Source organism: Scytonema sp. UIC 10036, assembly GCF_009725235.1.
On sequence record NZ_WJFC01000006.1, the window covers coordinates 65,184 to 89,745 of the forward strand.

General features: G+C 47.0%; 1 protein-coding gene. It reads left to right on the forward strand.

Annotated features, from left to right (window positions below):
* The first annotated feature begins 18 nt into the window (after nt 1–18).
* Nucleotides 19–24,534, forward strand: coding sequence for an SDR family NAD(P)-dependent oxidoreductase (locus F7734_RS04835; protein WP_155743631.1), 24,516 nt, complete (start codon nt 19–21; stop codon nt 24,532–24,534).
* The last annotated feature ends 28 nt before the right edge of the window (nt 24,535–24,562 follow it).

A 24,562-nucleotide genomic window follows, 5' to 3' on the forward strand; every position in this document is an offset into this window, starting at 1 on the left:
CACCAGGAACCGATTGCTGTGATAGGAATGTCTGCCTGCGTGCCCGGTGCTGATAATGTACATAAGTTCTGGGACAACCTGGTGGCAGGTAAAAATTCCGTGTCCCGGATTTCACGCGATCGCTGGCAACGGGAGTCAGTGAATGATTTACCTGGCGGGCTGGATACCTCCCAGCGGCAAGGCGGATTCATGGATAATATTGCCGAATTCGATCCGCTGTTTTTTGCCATTTCTCCTCAAGAGGCGCAGTGGATGGACCCGGCACAAAGGCTATTTCTACAGCAGGCTTGGTCTGCTTTGGAAGATGCCGGATATAATCCGCGATCGTTAGAGGGCACTTCATGCGCTGTTTTTGTTGGCTGCTCTGCAACAAACTATGGTGTAAAAGAAGGCGAGCGTGCGGGTTATGTGCCCTATGCAATGACCAATAGCGAAGCCATATTACCCGCAAGAGTCTCATATTTTCTAGATTTGAAAGGGCCGAGCATTCCCATTAACACCGCCTGTTCCTCGTCTCTGGTTGCTGTTCATCTTGCCTGCGAACACCTTCGTTCCGGGCAGAGTGACATGGCTTTGGCTGGCGGTGCTTCCACGCTGATTGGTTCTGCTTTACACATCGGTTTGAAAGGTGCCGGGATGTTATCTCCCGACGGCGTATGCAGAGCATTCGATCGCGAGGCTAATGGTTTTGTTCTTGGCGAAGCGGTTGGCGTTGTCGTTCTCAAACCTCTGTCCTCAGCATTAGCCGACGGGGATTCAATATATGGTTTAATTATTGGTTCGGCTATTAACCAGGACGGCAAAACCAATGGTATCATGGCACCGAATGGTCCGTCTCAAACCGCATTAATTGAGTCGGTATACCGCAAATTCCAAATAGATCCCAATACAATTGGCTATATTGAAGCTCATGGTACCGGCACGCAACTAGGTGACCCGATAGAAGTCAACGCCCTTGCTGCCGCCTATAAAACATTCACCACCCAAACACAGTACTGTGCCATAGGCTCGGTAAAAACTAATATCGGGCATACCACCACTGCTGCTGGTGTATGCGGATTAATTAAGTCCTTGCTGTGTTTAAAAAATAAAAAACTTGTACCATCCCTAAATTATAACGAGCCCAACGAAAACATTGAGTTTTCACAAACTCCTTTTTATGTCAATACCCAGGTAAAAGATTGGTCGGATAATAAGGTCAGTGTACGACGTGCGGCTGTGAGTTCCTTTGGCTACAGTGGCACTAACGCACATATGGTGGTGGAAGAGTTTGTTGACACCAGAACGAGCACTGCCGGACACCAGAGTCCTGCACTTATTGTATTGTCGGCAAGAAATGAGGCGTGTCTCAAAAATTTGGCTGGCAATCTAAGGGCTTATCTGAACAGACATGGCTTGAGTAAAGATAGCCAGTTGCAGCTTGCAGATGTGGCTTACACGCTTCAGGTTGGCAGACAGGCAATGTCAGAGCGTTTGGCTTTTGTTGCCAACAGTGTGACTGATGTGGTAAAATGCCTGACCGATTTTCTTGACGGCAAGGCAAATAGTCAGGATTTATACCGGGGTAAGGTTAAATCGACAGGCGACAGAAACGATTTGCTTTTGGAGGGTGATGCCGGACAAGCCTTTATCGACGCCATTTTCAAGCAACAGGATTACCGCAAGCTAGCCGCATTATGGGTGGTTGGCACGGGCTTGGACTGGAATTTACTCTATGGTGAAAACCGTCCCCGCCGCATCTCGCTGCCCAGCTATCCTTTTGCCAGAGAAAGTTATTGGTTGGATGAAGTTGTAGAAGCAAAGGCAGAGAATTTCACAACAGAGAAGGTAAAAGGAGAGACTGTCACCGCTCACATCGAACCAAGCACCGAGCTAATGACTTTTGAGGAAGTTTGGCAGGAGAAGCCTTTGAGCGACGCTTTTAATTCTGTCAGCTACAAAAACGTTATTTATTTTCTTTCCAAGTCAGAAAATCAGCAGGCAATGCTTGAGGCAATGCAAGCCATTGACCCGATAATTAATGTTATTTTCATTGCCCGAGGTGATGCTTATGCAAAACACTCGTCTCATACTTATACGGTTGACCCGACCGATATCCAGAGCTATCGTGAAGTTTTTACAGACATTGGTCAGAATCACGGCAAAGTAGACGCGCTGCTTTATCTATGGCCGACTGAGGATTCGCGTTGCTTGTACGATCCATCCGCCATCGTTCATATTTTGCAGGCATTAGCCAACAGCACGCTAAAACCTTCCCGGTTCTTGCTTGTGGCTTCTTTTGCTACTGCCCTGGAGCGTTGTTATCTTGAATCCTGGCTTGGCTTTGAACGCTCTTTAAAGCTAATTATGCCTGGAATTCAGGTTGCTGGGCTCTATCAGGAAAATGCAGGGCAAGGTCAAACTATCTCTATGGCAGAATGGAGTCAACGCATTTTCTCTGAACTTAAAACGCCTAAAGCCCAGACGGTGCTGATACAAAAGCAGCGACGCTACGTCTGTCAGATTCAAGAAACCATGCTGGCAACCCAGGGCGCTTCTGTAGCATCGGCAATCAAACCTGGTGGTACTTACCTAATTACCGGTGGCTGTGGGGGCTTGGGTTTTTTGGTTGCACAACACCTGGCACAACATTTTAAGCAACCTACCTCTGTACCGGGCAAAGCCGTTAATTTAATTCTGACAGGGCGATCGCCTCTGGATGAAAAGATACAGAGCAAACTAACGCGACTGGAAAAACTGGGAGCAAAGATTGAATATATTCAAGCAGATGTATCCGATTCGGTAGCCATGAGAAATGGCATTGACCGGGCTAAAAACCGCTTTGGCGACATACACGGTATTTTTCATATCGCTGGGATTGCAGGCAGTGCAACTATCCTCGACAAAAATATCGACGCCTTTCAAAAGGTGCTTAGCCCTAAAATTGCGGGAACGTTGCTGCTTGACGATTTGTGCCTTGATGAGCCACTTGATTTTGTCTGCTATTTTTCCTCTTCTGCGGCTATATTGGGGGACTTTGGGACTTGCGACTACGCCATTGGCAATCGTTTTCAAATGGCCTATGCCACCTATCGCAATCAATTGCAACAGCAAGGTATGCGCCAAGGTAAGGCGCTGGCAATCAATTGGCCGCTGTGGCAGGAAGGCGGAATGGGCTTTAATACAGACGAAAATACTAAGATGTATTTGCGCTCCAGCGGTCAGCGTGCTCTGGAAACTCAGGAAGGTCTGGCGGTTTTGGATAAAATCCTCAGCCAAAACAAAACACAGCATTTGGTATTGGTCGGGCAGCCAAGCCGGATTTATGGCTTTTTAGGGCTGACTCAAGCCCCCTTAAATCCATCACTCGAGCAATCACCTGTGAAGCCATCACCTGTGAATCAAGTATTGATGCGGCCAGAGCTAAGAGGCTTAAGTCTGGAAGAGTCGGTATTATGGGATTTAAGAAATATTATCGCCCAACAACTCAAAGTGCCTTGGGAACAGCTCGAGCGAGAAACCAACTTAGCTGATTTTGGTTTTGATTCAATTAGCTTATTGAGCTTTGCCACGCGCCTCAGCGAGCATTATCAACTTGAAATAACACCCGCCCTGTTTTTTGGGTATTCGACTCTGGAGCAGCTGACGCAGTATTTTTTAAGCGAACATAGCGACTTTATCCAAGCCTTTTATCAGGAGCAGGGGAAAACAGAAGTGCATTTAGCGGAGGTTCCCGCTCAAGAAAACGCTTTTAGCGAAAGCTTGCCTGAAGAAAGCGATTCTATCCAAAGCTTGTCCGAAGAAGTGCGATCGCAAACAACGGATGACGCGATAAACGAAGAACCCATCGCCATTATTGGCATGAGTGGCAGATTTCCCAAAGCCTACGATATCGAACAAATGTGGAATATTCTGGCAGAGGGCAAATGTGCGGTAGAAGAAATTCCCCAAAATTATTTTGACTGGCGCAGGTATTATGGAGACCCAAGTCAGGACGCCAACAAAACCAACGGAAAATGGTGCGCCTGTATTCCTGGCGTTGCAGAATTCGACCCACTGTTTTTCCAGATTTCCCCGCGAGAAGCGCCAAACATAGATCCCCGCCAACGGCACCTGTTACAAGAGTCCTGGAATGCTTTGGAAAATGCTGGATACGGACCGCATCATATTAATAACCAAAAAATTGGCACTTTTGTCGGCGCTGAAGAAGGGGATTATTATCTGCGCGTCAAAGAGGGCAACATCACCTCCAATCACTCGGGTATTCTAGCTGCCCGTCTGGCCTATTTCTTAAATTTGAAAGGGCCAACAATGACGATTAATACCGCGTGTTCCTCCTCCCTAGTGGCGGCCCATCAAGCTTGCTTGAGTTTGCGGCAGCGCGAATGCGATACGGCAATAGTGGCGGGCGTGAATCTTATGCTCACTCCCTATGGCTATATCGGCATGGCGCAAGCAGGTATGCTGTCCAATGATGGTCGCTGTTATGCCTTCGATCGCCGTGCTAATGGCTTAGTACCTGGTGAAGCAGTGGTGGTGGTTGTGCTTAAGCGCTTAAGTCGGGCGCTTGCTGACGGCGATCCCATTCATGCGTTGATATTGGGTAGCGGCGTTAACTATGATGGAAAAACCAATGGCATCACTGCACCCAGCGGCGTTTCCCAAACCGAGTTGGTTAAGGATGTTTATCGACGAGCCAGGGTTAGCCCGCAGAATATTGATTACATTGTGACTCACGGTACCGGTACCAAGTTAGGCGATCCGGTCGAGATCAACGCACTTAGCGAAGTCTTTAAGGGCAGCGAACACCCCTGCGCTATCAGTTCCAGCAAGACCAATTTTGGCCATACTTTTTCGGCTTCGGGTCTTGTCAGTCTTGTCAGCTTGGTGCAGGCGCTTCGTCATGAAACCCTGCCTAAAAGCCTGAATTTTGCTCAGCCAAACGATTTTATTTCGTGGGATAAAAGTCTTCTCTATGTTAATACGACAAATCAGCCCTGGCACGATTTACCAGGTAAAAAGCGCATTGGCGCGGTGAGTGCTTTTGGGATGAGTGGCACAAATGCCCATATGCTCGTTCAGAGTTACCGACTCAGCAAAAAAGAACAGCGCGTAACCCCACCTTATTCGCTGCTTGTTTTGTCAGCAAAAACTGAAGAAGCGCTGCAACTCAGAGTCAAAGCCATGATTCAGTTCTTGCAAGAGGGGCTTGGGGATAATGTCACACTAGACGATATCAGTTATACCTTGTTTGAAGGTCGCCACCACTTTCAATACCGTCTGGCGATCGTGGTTCAGGATGTCGCTGATGCTATTTACAGTTGGACACAGTCAGGGCATCCAGATAAGAAACCCAATATCTTTCAGGGTAAAGTGCCTACCGAATTTAACGGTCAAAAGGTCATCCGGAATTATATCAATGAATTACTTCAAAAAATTCGCCTCTCGTCCGGCGATGAGAACTTGTACCGGGAAAACCTCTTGGGTTTAGCCGATTTTTATTGTCAGGGCTATGATATTCCCTGGTCTACGCTGTATGGCGATACACCTCCACGTCGTATTAATCTTCCTGGCTATCCGTTTTCCCAACAGCATTTCTGGTTGGATTTCTCTCCACAGTCAGATGACGAGCAGGTTCCTACCGAAATATCTGTTGCTGAGCCGCAAAGAAAAACAGTCAATGAGCAAAAACCACTCAAGGAACTTAGCTATCTTTTAAAATGGGAGCAGCAAACACAAATCAAAACTGAGATAAAAGCAAGTCAGGTTGTTTTGCTAGTTTACTTTGAATCCGCATCGCAATTTGAAAAAACGCTGGCACACTTCTTCCAGCAGCAGTGTGCATCACAGGCGATCGAGATTCAATTAGGGCTTGAAACCAAACAAGTATCAGAACATAAATGGTACTGCGACGTGAATGCCCCTCAAGGTTTTCAGACCTGCCTGCAAGGGTATTCACAGACAATCGATAGCGTTTACTTTCTTTGTGCTGATGGTTCCCAAGGCAGCACGCAAGAAACTGAAATTCAGTTGTTGCGGCTTGTCAAAGCACTTAAACAACGCCTGCAGAACAATGCCTTTATCGATACCACCATCCTAAGCGTGGATAACTACCGCGTAGATAACAGCGTAACTAGCCCCAACGATGGTGGTATTAGCGGTCTCGGGTATTCGGTGGCACAAGGCGACCACCGTTTCCGGGTGAGAAACATTGACTTGTCTCGGGAAGATCTGGTTAGTGCGGAAAAACAGCGATCCCTACCAGGTATAATATTAAGCGAACCCCCGTCGGATAGAGGTGAGGTGACTAAGTTGCAGGCAGGCTTGCGCTACAAGCAGCGTTTCTTCAAGCTTGATTGGCAGGCTTTGCAAGGGTTGAAGCCACAGGCAGCGGGTTTAAAAACTGGCGGCGTCTATGTTTTGATGGGAGGAGCGGGAACCGTTGGCACGATTATTACCCGCTATCTCATAGAAAAATATCAGGCAAAAGTGGTTTGGCTGGGGCGTCGTCCGCTGACATCTTCTGCCGTGCAGGAAAAACTACAGGCGTTCGGTGCAATGGACGAAAGGAGTGTCCCACTTTACATTCAAGCTGATGTCACCGATCGCTCGTCAATGGTTCAGGCTGTCGAAAAAATCAAACAGCATTATCCTCGTATCAATGGTGCTATTTTCTCCGCACTCGTATTTAAGTTTGATAACTCCATAGCACAGACCAGCGAGGTAGACTTTAATGAGGTCTTAGATACCAAGAAAAAAGGTGCGCCTTATTTTTATGAGGCATTCAAAAATGAACCCTTGGATTTTATGTGTTATTTCTCATCGGTTCAAGCCTTTTCATTTTTGTCCTCTCGTGATAGTGCGGGATACGCAGCAGGAATCACCAGCGCTGATACCTTCGTACATTCCATCGACAGCAGTGCAGCCTTTCCTGTAGGTATTATTAATTGGGGCTACTGGCGGGCATCACTGGCAGGAACCGAGACCGAGAAGCGTTTGGCAGGTCACTATGATTTAATCTCCGATAATGAGGGCTGCCAATTTTTTGATGAATTTGTACCCATGCTCGGCACAGGGCTTGTAAAACAAGTGCTTTGTTTGGGTGCCTCAAAAGCCGTAGAGGGATTAATGGGTTGCGATCCAAAGCAGATAATTACCCTTAACAAACCCGACGCGAATTCTTTTATTCACCTTCTTTTCAACAAGAATGAAGCAGATAAAGATGCAGGTGAGGAGACAGACATAGCACGTCTTTTGGATAAAGATTTCAGAAACGAACTTAACGACTGGCTGGTGCGTCTGTTGTTTTTACAAATACGACAACTTGGGATATTTTTAATCGGCGGCGAGCAGAAAGAAAGTACCCATTGGCAAAAACAAGCCGGGGTGATAGAAAAATACGGACGCTGGTGGCGCGAGTGCTGCTTGGGGCTGCTGGAAAGCTATGGCTATGTCAAGTGTGAAGGCGAACGGGTTGAAGTCGCTACCAATATCAAAATAGACGAGGCGAATCAACTCTGGCAGGGCTGGGACAACTACCGAAACTCATTCCTCAACCAGCCGGAAAAGAAAACCGCTATCGATTTATTGGATAGCTGTCTGAGAAACCTGCCGCAAATTCTACGTGGTAGCATTCAGGCTACAGATATTCTTTTTCCAAAATCGTCAATGGAAAAAGTAGAAAATATGTACCAAAGGAATTCGCTATCCGACTATTTTAATACCTTTGTTGCGAAAAGCGCCGAAGCTTATATTCGTCAGCGGATTCAGGTAGATCCCCAAACAAGGATTCGGATTTTGGAAATAGGTGCAGGTACCGGGGGAACCACTGCATTGGTCTTACCGCAACTGCGCCCGGTTCAGTATGCTATAGACGAATATTGTTATACTGACCTTTCTAAAGCCTTTTTAATACACGCACAAAAAACTTATGGTCCGTATTATTCCTATCTGGATTACAAGCAGCTCAATATCGAACAAGCGCTAGAGCCTCAGGGAATAGAGCCTGGTACTTACGATCTTGTCATCGCTACCAACGTATTACATGCGACAAAAAATATCAGGCAAACACTTCGCCATACCAAAACAGCTTTGAAACGTCACGGTCTGTTATTGATAAATGAAGTGGTTGAAAAATCCATTATCGGCACTTTAACCTTTGGTTTGTTAGATGGCTGGTGGCTTTACCAAGATGAAGAGTTACGCATCCCAGGTTCTCCGCTGATCGAGCTTGAATGTTGGCTGAGGATTTTAAAAGAAGAAGGATTTACCTCGACCTTTTTGCCAGCGCAAGCTGCCTGTGAATTGGGTCAGCAAGTATTGGTAGCAGAAAGTGACGGTCTTGTCAAGCGAAACAGAGAGCGATCGCCAAAGGAGGTCGAATCATCCGCTCAATCTGCGATACCTGTGGTACAGGAAGTGCCTTTGACTCAAGAGCAGCCTGTAATGCCAAGTGTAGTACAATCTATAGTACAAAGGCAGCCCGTGCAGGAGATATCTTCCGAAACACTTCGGGAATACGCCAGTGAGGTCATTCTGAAATATCTTGCCGAAACTTTAGATATGGCGCAAGCGAGTATTGACCTGCAGGTGTCCTTTTCTGACTATGGTATTGATTCCATTCTTGGCATTGGTTTTATTGACCAACTTGCTAAGACGTTCGGAATTACCCTGAATACCGCTATTTTGTTTGATTACACAAACATTACGCGTCTCAGCCATTATCTGGTAGATACCCATGCAGAAAAAATTCAAAACGAACTGCAAAAAAATAGAGTGCCGTCGGTTGATAAGGACATAAGCACAAAGAATACAGGCACATACACAGAAACAAAGGTAGAAACGACGGTAGACAGTCAGCCAGAAAATAAACCAGAAAATAAACCAGAAAACCCGGTGTCTAAAATGGCATCTGACCATCGCAAGGCAGAAATTTGCCAAGAGATTGCCGTTATTGGTATGTCAGGGCAGTTTCCCGAAGCCAAAGACGTAGATACATTTTGGCAAAACCTGATTCGGGGGCATGATGGTGTTACTGAGTTATCCGCCAATTATCTCAACCCGGATTTGTTTAGCCCGCACAAACAAGCGGGAAAAACCTATTGTAAATGGGGCGGCATTTTAGAGGAGCGAGATTGTTTTGACCCGCTATTTTTCAACATCACCCCTAGGGAAGCTGAGTCGATGAACCCCCATCAGCGTCTCATTCTGAGCGAGAGCTGGAAAGCGCTAGAAGATGCAGGCTACAATCCCAAAGACTTAGAAAACTCTCGGGTTAGCGTATTTATTGGTGCCGAACCCACCGACTATGTCCACGAAACCTTTACTGGTTCTTCCGACGCCATTGTTGCCTCCCGCTTATCCTACTATCTCAACCTCAAAGGGCCCGCTTTGGTAGTCAATACGGGTTGCTCGTCTTCTGCTTTGGCCATCCATTTAGGCTGCGAAAGTTTACGCAGTGGAGAGTCCTCGATGGCACTGGCGGGCGGAGTTTTCGCCGTTATGCAAGAAAAAGCGCTCGTTACACTGTCACAGATCGAAATGCTGAGTACCAGTGGCCGCTGTCGTACTTTTGATAAATCCTGTGATGGTACGGTGTTATCCGAAGGTGTCGGTGTCGTCGTGTTAAAACGACTTAACGATGCCATCAGAGACAAAGACCCGATTTATGGTGTCATTCAAGCCTCTGGTGCAAATCAGGATGGTGCAAGCAATGGTATTACGGCTCCCAGTGGTTTGTCGCAAGAAGAACTGGTGACTTCTATTTATCGGCAATATCACATAAACCCAGAAACTATTAGTTATGTTGAAGCTCATGGAACCGGCACGCGACTGGGGGATACGGTCGAGGCTAATGCGTTGAAGCGGGCTTTTAAACAGTTTACCGATAAGACGCAATTCTGTGCGCTAGGCAGTGCAAAATCCCACATTGGCCATACCGGCGCTGCTTCTGGCGTTATTGGTTTAATAAAAATTTTATTGTCCATGCGCCATCATCAACTGCCCAAACTGCTGCATTTTGAAGAACTCAATCCAGCGATCGAATTGGAAAATTCGGCGTTTTATATCAATACTCAGCATACGGAATGGAGGAGCAAGGGCGAACCCTTAATTGCAGCACTGAATTCTTTTGGCCATAGTGGTACGAATGTTCACCTTGTAGTTCGGGAGTATCAGTCGGGATCGCAGGAGAAAGTCGAAGCTGATTCAGTCCTGATTCCACTGTCTGCCAAAACGCCCGAATGCCTTAAGGCTTATGCTGAAAAATTAGCGATGTTTTTAGAGAATAGATGTTTACGTGGAATGACAAGTGAAGAAATCAGCCTCATTGATTTAGCGTTTACCCTCCAGCTTGGACGCGAAGCGATGCGAGAACGCTGCATATTCCTGGTTAAGAATATCCCGGATTTAATCGCACAATTAAAAGCTTTTGCGAAAGACGAGACTTTAAACGATTTGAGTTGGTATGGGCGAGTCGGACACAGCAAAAATAACAATGTTTTTGCTGATGATGAGTCCCAGCAAATCATCGCCCAATGGCTGGAAAAAGGAAAACTTGAAAAAGTTGCCGCCGCCTGGGTACAGGGCATGAACATCGACTGGTCGGTACTTTATAGCGAAGTCGCAGCACGTAAAATTCATGTCCCAACCTATCCTTTTGCACGGGAACGTTATTGGAAGCCCGAACAGCAAAGCACTGCCCAGCAAACCGTTGTCGAGACTACCCAGAAAACCACTGCTTCTGAAACAAGCCCTGCAACCTTTGAAACGCTTTTGCTTGAACCCTGTTGGGTAGAGCAAACCGTTGAAAATTCAGGTTCGATCGCCCAGTTCAGCAGACATCTGGTTGTTCTTTGCGAACCCGATGGAATGACGCGGGAAAGTATCACCAGCAGGATGGAAACGGTGGATTGTCTCGTTCTTCGATCGCCATCGAAGAATATCGCCGAACGTTTCCAGTGCTATGTGTCGCTGCTATTTACAGAAATTCAACAGATTCTCAAAAGCAAACAAGAAACACAAACCTTACTCCAGTTAGTCATTCGTGACTTGCCCGAACATCAGCTTTTTGCCGGTCTTGCTGGTTTGCTGATGACGGCTCACCTGGAAAACCCAAACCTGGTTTGCCAGCTTTTAAGCGTCACAGCGAATGACAGTGCGGAAAATATTGTCGCCAAACTAAAAACCAATACTCGATCGCCCTTAGAGCAACGTATCGAATATCGCAACGGAAAACGTCAGATTGCCAGATGGAAAGAAATACCTATTTCTAGCGATAAAGTAAGTATTCCTTGGAAGGAAAAAGGGAAGTACCTGATTACCGGAGGGCTGGGTGGTGTAGGGCTACTTTTCAGTAAGGAAATTGCCCAACAGATTTGCGGTGGAACAATTATTCTGACCGGTCGTTCGCCCCTTGACGAGACAAAGCGACAGGTGCTGCAAACCCTACAGGAGTTCTGCGTGCAAAGTCGTACACACGTTGAATATCGGCAGGTGAACGTTTGCGACTCGCAGGGCGTTGCGAAATTAATTGAGGATATTAACAAAGATTTCGGGCATCTCAACGGTATTATTCACGCCGCTGGTGTGATTCACGATAACTTTATTATTAAAAAGACGCCGCAAGAGTTAGACAAAGTGCTTGCGTCCAAAGTCATGGGCTTGGTGAATCTCGATGAGGCAACTAAGAACCAGCCGTTGGACTTTTTCTTTTTCTGTTCGTCAGTAGCGGGTGCTATTGGTAACATCGGACAGGCGGATTATGCCTGCGCCAACGCCTTTATGGATGCCTATGCACAGTACCGAAATCATCTCTTGGATTCCCATCAGCGTCAGGGGCGAGCTTTATCCATAAATTGGCCCCTATGGCAGGAAGGTGGTATGCGGGTTGATGAAGCGACTGAGAAAATGATGGCGCAAAGTATCGGGTTGCTTGCCATGCCTACCTCGGTTGGCATTCGTGCCTTGTATCAAGCCTTTGCCAGCGATCGCGATCGGGTGATGGTTCTGGGGGGCGATGTAGCTAAACTCAAACAATTCTTTGTGGACTTGCCAGAAAAAACAGTTTTGTCTGAAGCTGGGGATGCTGGGGCTGCATTGAATTCGGGGGAACTGCAAGAAAAAACTCTCGGCAAATTAAAAGCTTTATTTGCCGAAATGAATAAGTTACCTTTGGACAGAGTCGATGCGGAAGAGCCGTTGGAAAGTTATGGTATTGACTCGATCGCGATCGCCCAGTTGAATCAAAAGTTAACCGAGGGGCTAGGCTCTGTCTCTAAAACGCTGTTTTATGAATTCCAAACCTTAGGAGATGTCGCGCACCACTTAGCCGTTACTTATAGTGATGCTTGTCTGAAATGGACTGGGCTAAATGCCTCCCTTGCGACTTCTGATGTAAAAGTCGGATCTGTAAAAACCGAGCCCGTAAAAAGCAAGCATTCTAACGACAACTCCCCACAGGTGCTGAATGATGCAGCACAACAACCTATTGCCATTATCGGGTTAAGTGGTCGTTATCCAAAAGCCAAAACAGTGGCAGAGTTTTGGCAGAATCTGAAGAACGGCGAACAATGCATTAGCGAAATTCCCAGCCAGCGTTGGGATTGGCGGCGTCATTATCATGCCGATCCCAATGAGGCTGTGAAGTTAGGCAAGAGTTATAGTAAATGGGGTGGGTTTTTAGAGGACTGCGATCGCTTTGACCCCATGTTCTTTAACATGACCCCACGGGAGGCGGAAAATATCGATCCCCAGGAACGCATATTCCTGCAAGAAAGTTGGAAGGCACTGGAAGACGCCGGATATTCACCCTCCAACCTGCCCGTTGATTTGCGCCAAAGAATCGGTGTTTTTGCGGGCATAACAAAACAAGGCTTTAATTTATACCGCACGGAAGTCGGGCAGAACCATCAAAACGGCGCTCGTCAAATGGAGTTCCCCGCGACATCCTTTGCCTCTCTGGTGAACCGGGTTTCCTATTTCCTCAACCTCCAAGGACCGAGTTTCCCCGTCGATACGATGTGCTCCTCTTCTTTAGTCGCCATACATGAGGCTTGTGAATATATTCGCAGTGGCAAGGGGGATATGGCTGTGGTTGGAGGCGTAAATTTATACCTACACCCCTCTTCCTATCTCGAACTTTCTTTGGGACAATTTGTTTCCAAAGGTTCAACCTGTGCCGCGTTTGAAAAAGATGGCGATGGCTTTGTTCCTGGAGAAGGAGTTGGGGTCGTCATCCTCAAATCTTACAAGCAGGCGCTTAAAGATGGGGATAGCATTTATGCTCTGATTCGGGGAAGTGCGGTCAATCACGATGGTAGGACAAATGGTTATAAAACTCCTAACCCCGGACCAAAAGCAGCTGTTATTCGTCAGGCACTGCAACACAGTGGTATTGATGCGCGAAGCATCAGCTATATCGAAGCAGCAGCACAAGGTTCGGACATGGGGGATGCTATAGAAGCCACTGCATTGACTGAAGTGTTTAGCGATCGCAACAATGTTGAGGGAACCTATCGCATCGGTTCAGTCAAACCCAATATCGGTCACTGCGAATCGGCGTCGGGAATGTCGCAACTCACCAAAGTGGTTTTATCATTAAAACACAAAACCCTAGTGCCTACATTGCGTTCGAGAGAACTCAGTTCCAGCATTGATTTCGCTCGACTGCCCTTTGAGTTACAGCAAGACATCAGTGAATGGAAACCCGTTCGCGTGGATGGTACAGAAGTACCGCGAAGAGCAGGGGTGATGAACATCGGTGCAGGCGGGGTGAATGCTTACATCATTCTCGAAGAATACCGGGCTAATACAAAGCCTGCTAACAATACGCAGGAACCAGTGCTTTTTATTTTATCGGCGAAAAATGAAGAACGCCTGGAACAATACGTTCGGGACTGGCAGGTTTACCTTAAAAATAATCAAAGCCTTGATTTATCAGCCCTAGCTTACACCCTGCAGGTAGGACGGGAAAGCATGGCGTGTCGTCTCGCCTTTGTGGTTAAACAGCCGGTGGAAATTGAGGAGCATCTAACGCGCTGGCTTGAAACCCGCGAACTGGGTGAGGTAGGTTTTTACGGTGATGTGACTCGGGGGAAAATCAGGAACCCAGAGGCGGTAGCAGCGCGGATAAAAGAGGGTGATGCCAATAATGCTCGCGAGATTGCTGCACTATGGGTGCTAGGCAATACCATTCCGTGGGATGAATGGCATGGTGGAAAGACTTTGGGCAGACTCAGTGGCTTGCCGACTTATCCTTTTGCAACGAGAACTTGCTGGATTCGTCATGACAGCGAACAGCCAGAATGGGAAAATTCAGAGAGCGAACGCAGTATGGAAAAAAGCGACGGCGATCGCCAGAATGGAAGCCAGATTGAAAATAAGGCTGTTGAATTTTACACCCGAATGTCACGAGACTGTGACAAAGAATTTCAGGAAGAGTATTTGTCTTTTGGCGCTTTCCCTAAAAGAATTCCTGGCTTCTCCATGACTCGTATTGCCATGAATGCGGAAAAGTATCCAGAAGAACTGGAAATGATTAAGGAAAAACAGCGCGAGGTGCGTCAGGTTCTATTCTGCCGCGAGGATTTCGATCGCGTTCGTACTTTCCTTGACATTGGTTGCGGTCATGGTACGGATGTTATTCAGATTGCCGCGCTTTATCCTCACATACAAACCCACGGTTTTACCATTACTGAATCTCAAGCTATCCTGGGAAATCGGCGTATTGAGAATATGAATTTGGGTTCTCGTGCGCGAATTTATCACAAAGATAGTTCAAAAGATAAGTTCCCTGACAACTGCGATATTATCCTCGGTGTCGAAGTCACCTTTCATATTCGCGACAAAAATGCCCTGTTTCAAAAGATGGCAGACGCCCTTAGCGATCGCGGAGCAATTTTGTTGATGGATTATATCGGTAACCTGCGAGGCAGTATTATCGACCCCAGTGTGGAGATTAGTATCCCCACTCAGCAGCAGTGGATTGACTTGTTATCGGAACACGGTTTGATTATTGATGAAATTATTGATGCATCAACCGAAATTTCCAACTATCTCTACGATCCCGAACACGCCGAACATACCAAACACCTGCCAAAAGTCAGCCAGGATAGCTATCGCAACTATGCCAATCAAGCCATATCCTTGGAAAAGGGCTGGATTACTTATTGTTTGTTAAGACTGAAAAGAGATATCGGGCGCAGCGAACAAGAACGGCGCGAGCATAATGCCTGGAAAATCGCCAATCAAACACCCTATGCCCAAGCTTTAGATGAAATGCTGCGTATCGGGCATATTCCCTATCCTCCAACTGGGGGGCTCAAAATGGCTAAGCTGCGTGAGAACAAACCTGTGGAAATTCCACAACCCCCGACTCTTGAGAAAAGCGTCCATGACTCGGAACAACTCAAAAGCACCCTAAAGGACATTTTTGTTAAAATCTTGGGTTTTGAAACACGGGAACTCGAAGCCATAGAGCGGTTTCAACTTACGGAATTAGGAATCAATTCCGTGAACGCAGTCGAATTACTGGAAGCCATTAACACAGAGTTTGACCTGCATTTGCCCACCAGTGTGGTCTTTGAGTGCCATAGTTTGGAGGATTTAGTTGGGTACATTAAGGTTGAGTTAAAGAAAAAACCCGTTGTACCCGTAATATCATGTCCGCTTATAGACCCTGAAAAACTCACGCAAAGACGCAAAGGCGCTGAGGAATCAAGAAATTTTTATTATGGTTATGCTACCGAACAGGATATAGCTCAAAAAGCGTCAGTGCCAGTTCAAAAATGTGCCGATCTAATTCAAGAAACCGCTGCACTTGTAGAAAAAAAAGCATCGGTAACAAATGATGATATTGCTATTATCGGGATCTCCTGTCGCTGTGCTGGTGCCAAAGATAGAGAGCAATTCTGGCACATCGTGAGCCAAGGTAAAGATTGTATCCAAGACTTAAAAAATCCTCAATGGCTTGAGTATATTGCTGCCCATTGTTCGGAAACTTTTTCTATCCGCTATGGCATCCTCCCAGAGATAGATTATTTTGACCCGCTGTTTTTCCATATCTCGCCTAAAGAAGCCGATGCAATGGACGCAACCCACCGGGTGCTTTTGGAAGAATGTTACCGAGCCTTGGAAGACGCGGGTTACAACCCTTCCTCATTAAAGAAACAAGCCGTAGGAACTTATATAGGCGCGATGGGAAGCTCTTCACCGGGCAAGGGTTTGTCCCATCTTGATATGCTGGGTTCAGAGACGAGTATCCTGTCAGCACGCATAGCATATTTCTTGGACTTAAAAGGTCCTGCACTGACTCTCAATACGGCCTGTTCTTCTTCCCTGGTTGCCATTGATGTTGCCAGCCGAGCATTAAAAAGTGGTGAAATTAATCTTGCCATCACCGGAGGTGTAACCCTTTATCAGCATCCCAGCACCTTTCTTTCGATGCACAATGCGGGTATGCTTTCCCCAAGCGGACAATGCCGTCCCTTTGATAACGCTGCTGATGGAATTGTCGTTGGTGACGGAGTTGGTGTTGTTATTCTCAAGCGGTTGCAGGACGCTGAGCGCGATGGCGATTCAATTTATGGCATTATCCGCAGCTGTGGTATTAACCAGGACGGACAAACTGCTGGCATAACTGTACCCAGTTTCCTTTCCCAAAGCGAGCTGGAAATTTCAGTCTACAAAAAAGCCAACATTCATATTGAAGACTTACAATATATTGAGGCTCATGGAACGTCTACCAAACTGGGCGACCCCATTGAGATTCATGCCCTGAGTAGAAGTTTTCAAGCCTTTACCTCAAAACAGAAATTCTGTGCCATTGGTTCGTTAAAAGCTAATGTAGGTCATACAACTGCAGCGTCAGGCGTGTTGGGTGTTATTAAAGTCCTGCTGAGTATGAAGCATCAGCAACTGCCGCCGTCGATCCACTTTAACGAGGCTAACAAACACATTGATTTTGAAAACAGCCCTGTCTACGTTAACACCAAGCTAAAACCCTGGCCGCAAAATTCACGGGGTTCCCGTCTGGCAGCAGTCAGTTCCTTTGGTTTTAGTGGCACCAATGCACACCTGGTGTTGGAAGAATATATTCCCCAACTAGAGGAAAATGCCAACGTATTTATACCCAAGGTTTTCCTTCTTTCTGCTGAAACCGAGCAAGGGTTGCAACAGTATGCACGGAATGTGAAGGGCTATCTTGAGGAGATTTCTACCATTGACTTTGAGCATTTCCTCTATACTTTTCAAGTTGGAAGGGAAGCGTTTACTTATCGTTTAGCCCTCATTGCTAACAATCGGCAGGCGCTGATACAACAACTGGCGCAATGGCTTGAAGATGGAGGAAAAGCAACAGGAAATAGCGAAAAGCCAGGTTTTGGAGACAGTGAGGAAGAAAAAGCATTTCTTCAAAGCTTGATATCCACTCAGAAAGTGGATAAACTTGCCCAGTTATGGGAACAAGGTGCTTCGGTGGATTGGAGTGCTTTTTATCAACCCGGACAATTCCGTCGGTTAGCTGGTTTGCCAACCTATCCTTTCGCCCGCGAGTATTTTGGTGCAAATCGGGATGGCGCAAGTCAAGATGGAGAAGCAAAACAAGCGCCTGGTGGTGACGGGGCTATGCCTTTATCTTCGGCAGAAACCTTAATCTGCTGCCCGTACTGGAAGGAAAAACCCGTTGCCAGAACTGTCGAATCATTTGAGTATTCCCGGCATTTGGTCTTTTTATATGGTATAGAGCATATCTCTGCATCGGGTATACAAGCTAAAATGCCGGATGTTGAATGCGTGCATTTATGTCCCAATACTTTATCTAGTGGTGCGGGTTTAGAAAAAATTTATCAAGATAGTTTTACCCAAACTTTTGAAACGATTCAGGGAATTCTTGTTAGTAAAATTCGGGGTAAAATTTTAATTCAATGTGTTGTGCCCCAGGCAAACCAACAATGTTTGTCGGCTATTTCCGGTATGCTGAAAACGGCTCAACTAGAAAATCCAAAAGTGTTGGGGCAGCTGATTGAAGTTACTGCCTCTGAGACGGAAAGTAGTTTGATAAACAAGCTCCGTGAAAATAGTCGATGCCCTGAAGATAAACAAATTTCCTACGAGCGAGGGCAGCGTACAGTGCTTGCATGGAAAGAGCTTGTCGTTCCCGATCGCGCCTGTAAAATGCCTTGGAGAGAAGGTGGTGTTTATTTAATAACTGGTGGTGCTGGTGGTTTGGGCTTAATTTTTGCTGAAGAAATTGCCAGTCAAACACAAAGTTCTACTCTGATCTTGAGCGGGCGATCGCACTTAAGTTTGGAAAAGAAAAAATATTTTTCTCATAGGCTACAAACACTTGGCGCAAGAGTAGAGTACTGGCAGGCTGATATTAGCAATAAAAACGATGTTGACGCCCTCATTCAACGCATTATCAAAGAATATGGCTCGCTGAATGGAATTCTGCATTGTGCGGGGATTGCGCGGGATAATTTTATTATCAAAAAAACATCGGCTGAGTTCCAGGCGGTACTAGCCCCGAAAGTGGCGGGTGTCATTCATTTGGACACAGCAAGCATTGATTTGAATCTTGATTTCTTTGTGTTGTTTTCTTCAATTGCAGGTACAATGGGCAATGCGGGACAGGCTGATTATTCCACCGCCAATGCCTTTATGGATAACTTTTCAACCTATCGTAACGATCTGGTCAAAGCCGGACAACGATGCGGGCAAACACTTTCCATTAATTGGCCGCTTTGGCAAGCGGGCGGTATGCAACTGGACGCTCACAGCATTTCAGCTATGAAGCAGAGCGTGGGGCTGGGGACAATCGATACAGCGCACGGTGTTCGGGCATTGGTCAAGGGGTTAGCCTCGGGAGAGAGTCAGATTTTAGTGGCAGGAGGCGATCTCCCCACTCTGAGAAAGTGGTTGTTACAACCATCGGCGGAAAAAGCATCAGATCGGCCAATGGCTCATGTAAAACAAGACGATCGCGATCGCACCCTAACACAGGTAGAAAAACAGCGCCTTCAGGAAAAAACTTTAGTTCAACTCAAAGCTCTTTTGGGAGAGGTTTTCGGTTTAGCACCAGATCGGATTAAAACCCATGATGCGTTTGAGCGTTACGGTATAGACTCCGTGATGATTACGCAATTGAATCAGGAACTGGCAAAGGTTTTTCCAGAAATCTCAAAAACCTTGTTTTTCGAGTACCAAACATCCCACGCGCTGGTTACCTACCTGGTTGATGAATACCCCCTAGAGTGCATGGTTTGGACTGGGCTTAAGACTGAGATTGAGACTGAGACTGAGACTGCGATCGCAGAACCCTCTGTACCCGAAAGTCTTTTACCCGAAGTGCTAAATGAAACTGCGGGTTCTGCCTGGGTGCAAACGCAAAACCCGCAGGTTCAGGAAGCGATCGCGATTATTGGTGTAAGCGCTCACTTTTCACAAGCAGATACACTGCAAGCTTATTGGCAAAACCTGCAAGCCGGAAAAGACTGCGTTGGCGAAATCCCCGCCAATCGCTGGTCATTGGACGGCTTTTTTGTTGAGGACGCCGACGAAGCGATCGCTCAGAGAAAAAGTTATAGTAAATGGGGCGGTTTTCTGGAAAGCTTTGCGGATTTCGATCCTCTGTTTTTTGGCATTCCCCCGCGTGATGTCCTAAGTATCGATCCGCAGGAACGCTTATTTCTCCAAGCGTCTTGGGAGGCACTGGAAGACGCAGGCTACACCCGCGACACTTTACGCGAGATATATCAACAGCAAGTCGGTGTGTTTGCAGGCATCACCAAAACTGGCTTTGACTTGTATGGACCTGAGTTATGGAAGCGCGGCGAACAAGCTTTTCCACACACCTCCTTCAGCTCGGTTGCCAACCGCACGTCATACTTTTTAAATCTGCAAGGTCCGAGTCTATCGATTGATACGATGTGCTCATCGTCATTAATCGCTATTCGCGAAGCTTGCGAACATTTACGTCGTAAAGACTGCAAACTTGCCTTAGCAGGCGGTGTCAACTTATACCTGCACCCCTCCACTTACGTGCAGATGTGTGCGCTGCGTATGTTATCGAAAGACGGCAAGTGCAAAGCCTTCGGTAAGGGCGGCAACGGTTTTGTTCCCGGCGAGGGCGTGGGAGTCGTTTTACTGAAACCACTGTCTGAAGCCATTCGCGATCGCGACAATATCTACGCCGTTATTCGCGCAAGCCATGTTAATCACGGCGGAAAAACCAATGGTTACACCGTGCCCAACCCAAATGCACAAGCAGATTTGATTCGCCAAACACTCAACAAGGGAGGCATTGATGCGCGTAGCATCAGCTATATAGAAGCCCACGGGACAGGAACAGAATTAGGCGATCCAATAGAAATTACCGGCTTGACCCAAGCCTTTAAAAAAGAAACTGCCGATACTGGTTTTTGCGCGATAGGTTCTGCAAAATCTAATTTGGGACACTTGGAAGCCGCATCGGGTATAGCGGGGCTGTGCAAAATTCTCCTGCAACTCAAGCACTGCCAGCTTGCTCCGACTTTGCACACAGACGACTTAAACCCCAATATTGCTTTCGAGAAAACGCCCTTTGTGGTACAGCGGACTCTTTCAGAATGGAAAAGACCCCTTGTGGAAATGAACGGCGAGGTTAAGGAATACCCAAGACGAGCGGGCATTTCCTCTTTTGGTGCTGGCGGCTCGAATGCACATTTGATTGTCGAAGAGTATGCTGAGAAGTATGGCGAGGAGTATCCTGAGGAGGATGCTAACGAACCCGTAGCGATCGTGTTGTCGGCAAAAAATACCGAGCAACTCCTGAAAATGGCCGACAATTTAAGGCGCTTTTTAATTGCCGAGACCGAAACCAAGCCGCCCCGTCTGGAAGAAATCGCATACACTCTTCAGACGGGACGCGAGGCAATGGAAGAGCGTCTGGCACTTATTGTGAGCAGCCTAGAAGAACTTGAGAAAAAACTAAAATCCTTTGTTGAGGGGCAGGAAAATATTTCCTCGCTTTATCGCGGGCATATAAGACAGGATCGGGACTTACTGTCAGATTTTGCCCTTGAGGAAGAATTTTCCACCATAATTGACGAATGGATTGCATCAAAGAAAATAAGTAAACTGTTAAATCTGTGGGTTAAAGGTTTCCCCATTGATTGGGAGAGATTCTATACCAAGCGCAAACCGCGACGTATTAGTCTTCCCACCTATCCCTTTGCCAAAGAGTATTATTGGTTCGATCGCGAGGGATTTGATAACAGCATCTTCGATAACAAGCAAAATGCAACTGAAGATAGTGCATCACGAAGCATTTGTTATCTGCAAAAGCAGTGGGTGCTTGATGAGCCACAACCCGATGAACCAGAACGCCAAAAAACAGCGACGGGAAAAATTGCGCTTCTAAGCACCCAGGAAACTCGATTACTAGCGACTCTGCTGGAAGAGGAACTTCCCAACAGCCATATAATTGAACTTGATGACATCAAGTCACAACTGGAACAAAGTGACACAGATTGGAATGAATATGGCGGCTGCATAGATTTGTTGGGTTGTGGGAAAGGCGAAAAAGCCCTAGATTCCCTTGACTGGATGCTGTGGCTCCAGCGCACCATCGAAAAAGGAGCCAAAACTGGTCTGACGCTGCTTGGTGTCACCCAAGGCTTAGAGTCCTTTCAAAACAGCGAGGTGAATTTATCGGGTGCATCTCGTGTAGGGCTTTACCGCATGCTGCAAAGCGAGTATACCCACGTGCAATCCCGCCATGTCGATACCGATCCCCGTCTTAAGACAGCAGCTTTGGCAGAACAAATTGCTCGTGAGTTTTTGCTGAACGACGAGAACTGTGAAATTTGTTACCGAGATGGAAAACGCTATCGTGCGTATTTGGCAGAGTCTTTGCTAAAAGCGACAAAAAGACAAAGCACAGAACTTCAGTTTGCTGAGGAAGAAGTGCTATTAATTACTGGAGGAACAGGCGGTTTGGGGCTTTTATGCGCTCAGCATTTTGTCGAGCGCTACGGGGTGAAACGTTTGGTGCTAACAGGACGCTCAGCACTGCCGCCGCGTACACAGTGGGCTGCTCCGCAAAGTGACAAGGTGAAGCAAAAGATACACGCTATTCAATCGCTGGAGGCGCAGGGTGTCAAGGTGCAGGTATTGTCGCTGACTTTAAGTGATACAGCAGCCGTGCAAGAAAGCCTGCGCGAAATAACAGCGAACTTTGGACCGATCGCCGGTCTTCTTCATTGTGCTGGAATAGTGGATTCAGAAAACCCCGCCTTTGTTCGCAAGTCGATAGCAGGCGTGGCACGGGTGTTAGAACCTAAAGTGGCAGGACTTCAATCGCTGTTGATGCAATGCAAACAGCAACCCTTAAAATTCGCCGTCTTGTTTTCCTCTGTGTCGGCAATTATTCCCAGTTTGGCAAGCGGACAGAGTGACTATGCAATGGCCAATACTTATATGGATTATGTGGCAGAAGCAACGGCTGGCGTGCTGGTTAGTATTCAGTGGCCGAGCTGGCAGGAAACTGGGATGGGTGCCGCGAACAGCAGGGCATATAACGAGACGGGTTTGCTCCGTCAAAGCGATCGCGAAGGGCTGCAACAGTTAGATGATATACTTTCCCACAAAATCGGCCCTGTCGTTCTACCTGCCGTTGTCCATTCTGCATTGTGGAATCCACAACAACTGATGAAGCATCAGAGCAGGCGAGTGAGTGATTCCCAAGTATTGAGTCAAAACCACCAGATGCCAGTGAGCGTAGAAACCTCTACACAAAGCAGCGCTTCCAGCAAGTTGACTCTGGATGGTTTAATCAATCTATTTTCCCAGGAACTGGGGATCGCTGCCCAAAAACTGGATTTGGACAAATCCTTTGCAGACTATGGTTTGGATTCTATCTGGCTTGCTCAACTTGCAAGCAAAATAAATCAACAACTTGTTGAACCAATGGCTCCTTCCACCTTATACGAGTACTCGTCGTTAAATTCGCTGGCGTCCTGGCTGGATAGCGCACAGGCACCTGCTTTAAAAGCGAAAACCCAGAATAAAGTGGAGCAGAAAGTCGAGCAAAAAGTTGAGCAGAAAAATAGCGAACACGCCGTTCAAATATCCCCACCCCCCCAAACAAGCCAACCTCGTTCTGGCAGCGCTTTACCTAGATCTTTATCGAAGAAGGCATTGGATATCGCCGTGGTTGGTATGTCCTGTCGTTTTCCAGGGGCGAAAAATCTGGATGAGTATTGGGCTTTACTATCAGAAGGCAAAAATTCTATCCGTCCTGTTCCGGCGGATCGCTGGTCCAGTCCGACGCCCTTTTATGCGGGCTTAATCGATAATATCAGTCATTTTGACCCCGCCTTTTTCCTGATTCCCCAAGAAGATGCGAAGGTTATGGACCCCCAAGCGCTTTTGGTGTTGGAAGAAAGTCTAAACCTGTTTTATCACGCGGGTTATACATTAGAAGAGATAAAGGGCGGAGCTACGGGGGTTTACTTAGGTGCCCGCAGTCAACATCGTGTCGATGCATCCGATCTTTATCAAGCCAGAAATCCGATTGTAGCTGCTCAGAATTATCTAGCCACTCATGTCTCGCAGTTTTTTGATTTGAAAGGGCCAAGTCTTGTTATTGATACTGCCTGCTCCTCGGCACTAGTGGGAATGAATTTTGCCATCCAGTCCCTGCTCACTGGCGAAATCGACTCAGCGGTGGTCGGAGGTGTCAGTCTCCTGGTCAACGAAAATGCACATCGTATATTTCAGCAGCGCAATCTGTTGAACCAGGGGTCTTCGTTTCATATTTTCGACCAACGGGCTTCCGGCATAACCTTAGGTGAAGGGGTGGGGCTGGTGTTGTTAAAAACCCTAGAGCAGGCGCAACAAGATGGCGATCGCATTTACGCCGTCATCAAAGGTTTGGCAATCAATAACGACGGTCGCACAGCAGGACCTGCAACGCCAAATATCAAAGCGCTAAAAGAAGTCATGCAACGCGCCCTGGTGCAAAGTGGCAAACAGCCGCAAGACATTGCCCATATTGAAGCTAACGGTTCTGGCTCTGAGGTGACTGATTTGCTGGAGCTTAAAGCTATTGAAGCGGTTTATCGCAGCGAAAATAAAGCACCTTGCAGCTTGGGTTCCATCAAGCCCAATATTGGGCATCCATTATGTGCTGAAGGTATTGCCGGCTTTATCAAACTGGTGTGTATGCTGCAGCACCAGCAACAGGTACCCTTTTTATCTGGGCAAATGCCCTTGACACATTACAACATAGATGCTTCACCGTTTTATTTCTGTCGCCAAGCGAGTGCATGGAGAGAAACCTCGCCACTTGTTGTTGCGCTCAACTCTTTTGCCGACGGTGGCACCAATGCCCATGTCGTTATAGAAAATTGGCCGCAAACGGAGTCTGGCAAAGAACGACAGCCGACAGCATCTCCCAAGCTGAAACGGGTAAATGTTCTCGGCGATGTGCTTGTTCCTGAAGCTGTCGTTGGCGAAAAGGTGACACAAGACACAGAAGAAGTCAGCCATAATCCCTGGTGGGAGGATGACACGTAAGTGAGACGGTGCGTCAGTAAAACGCACC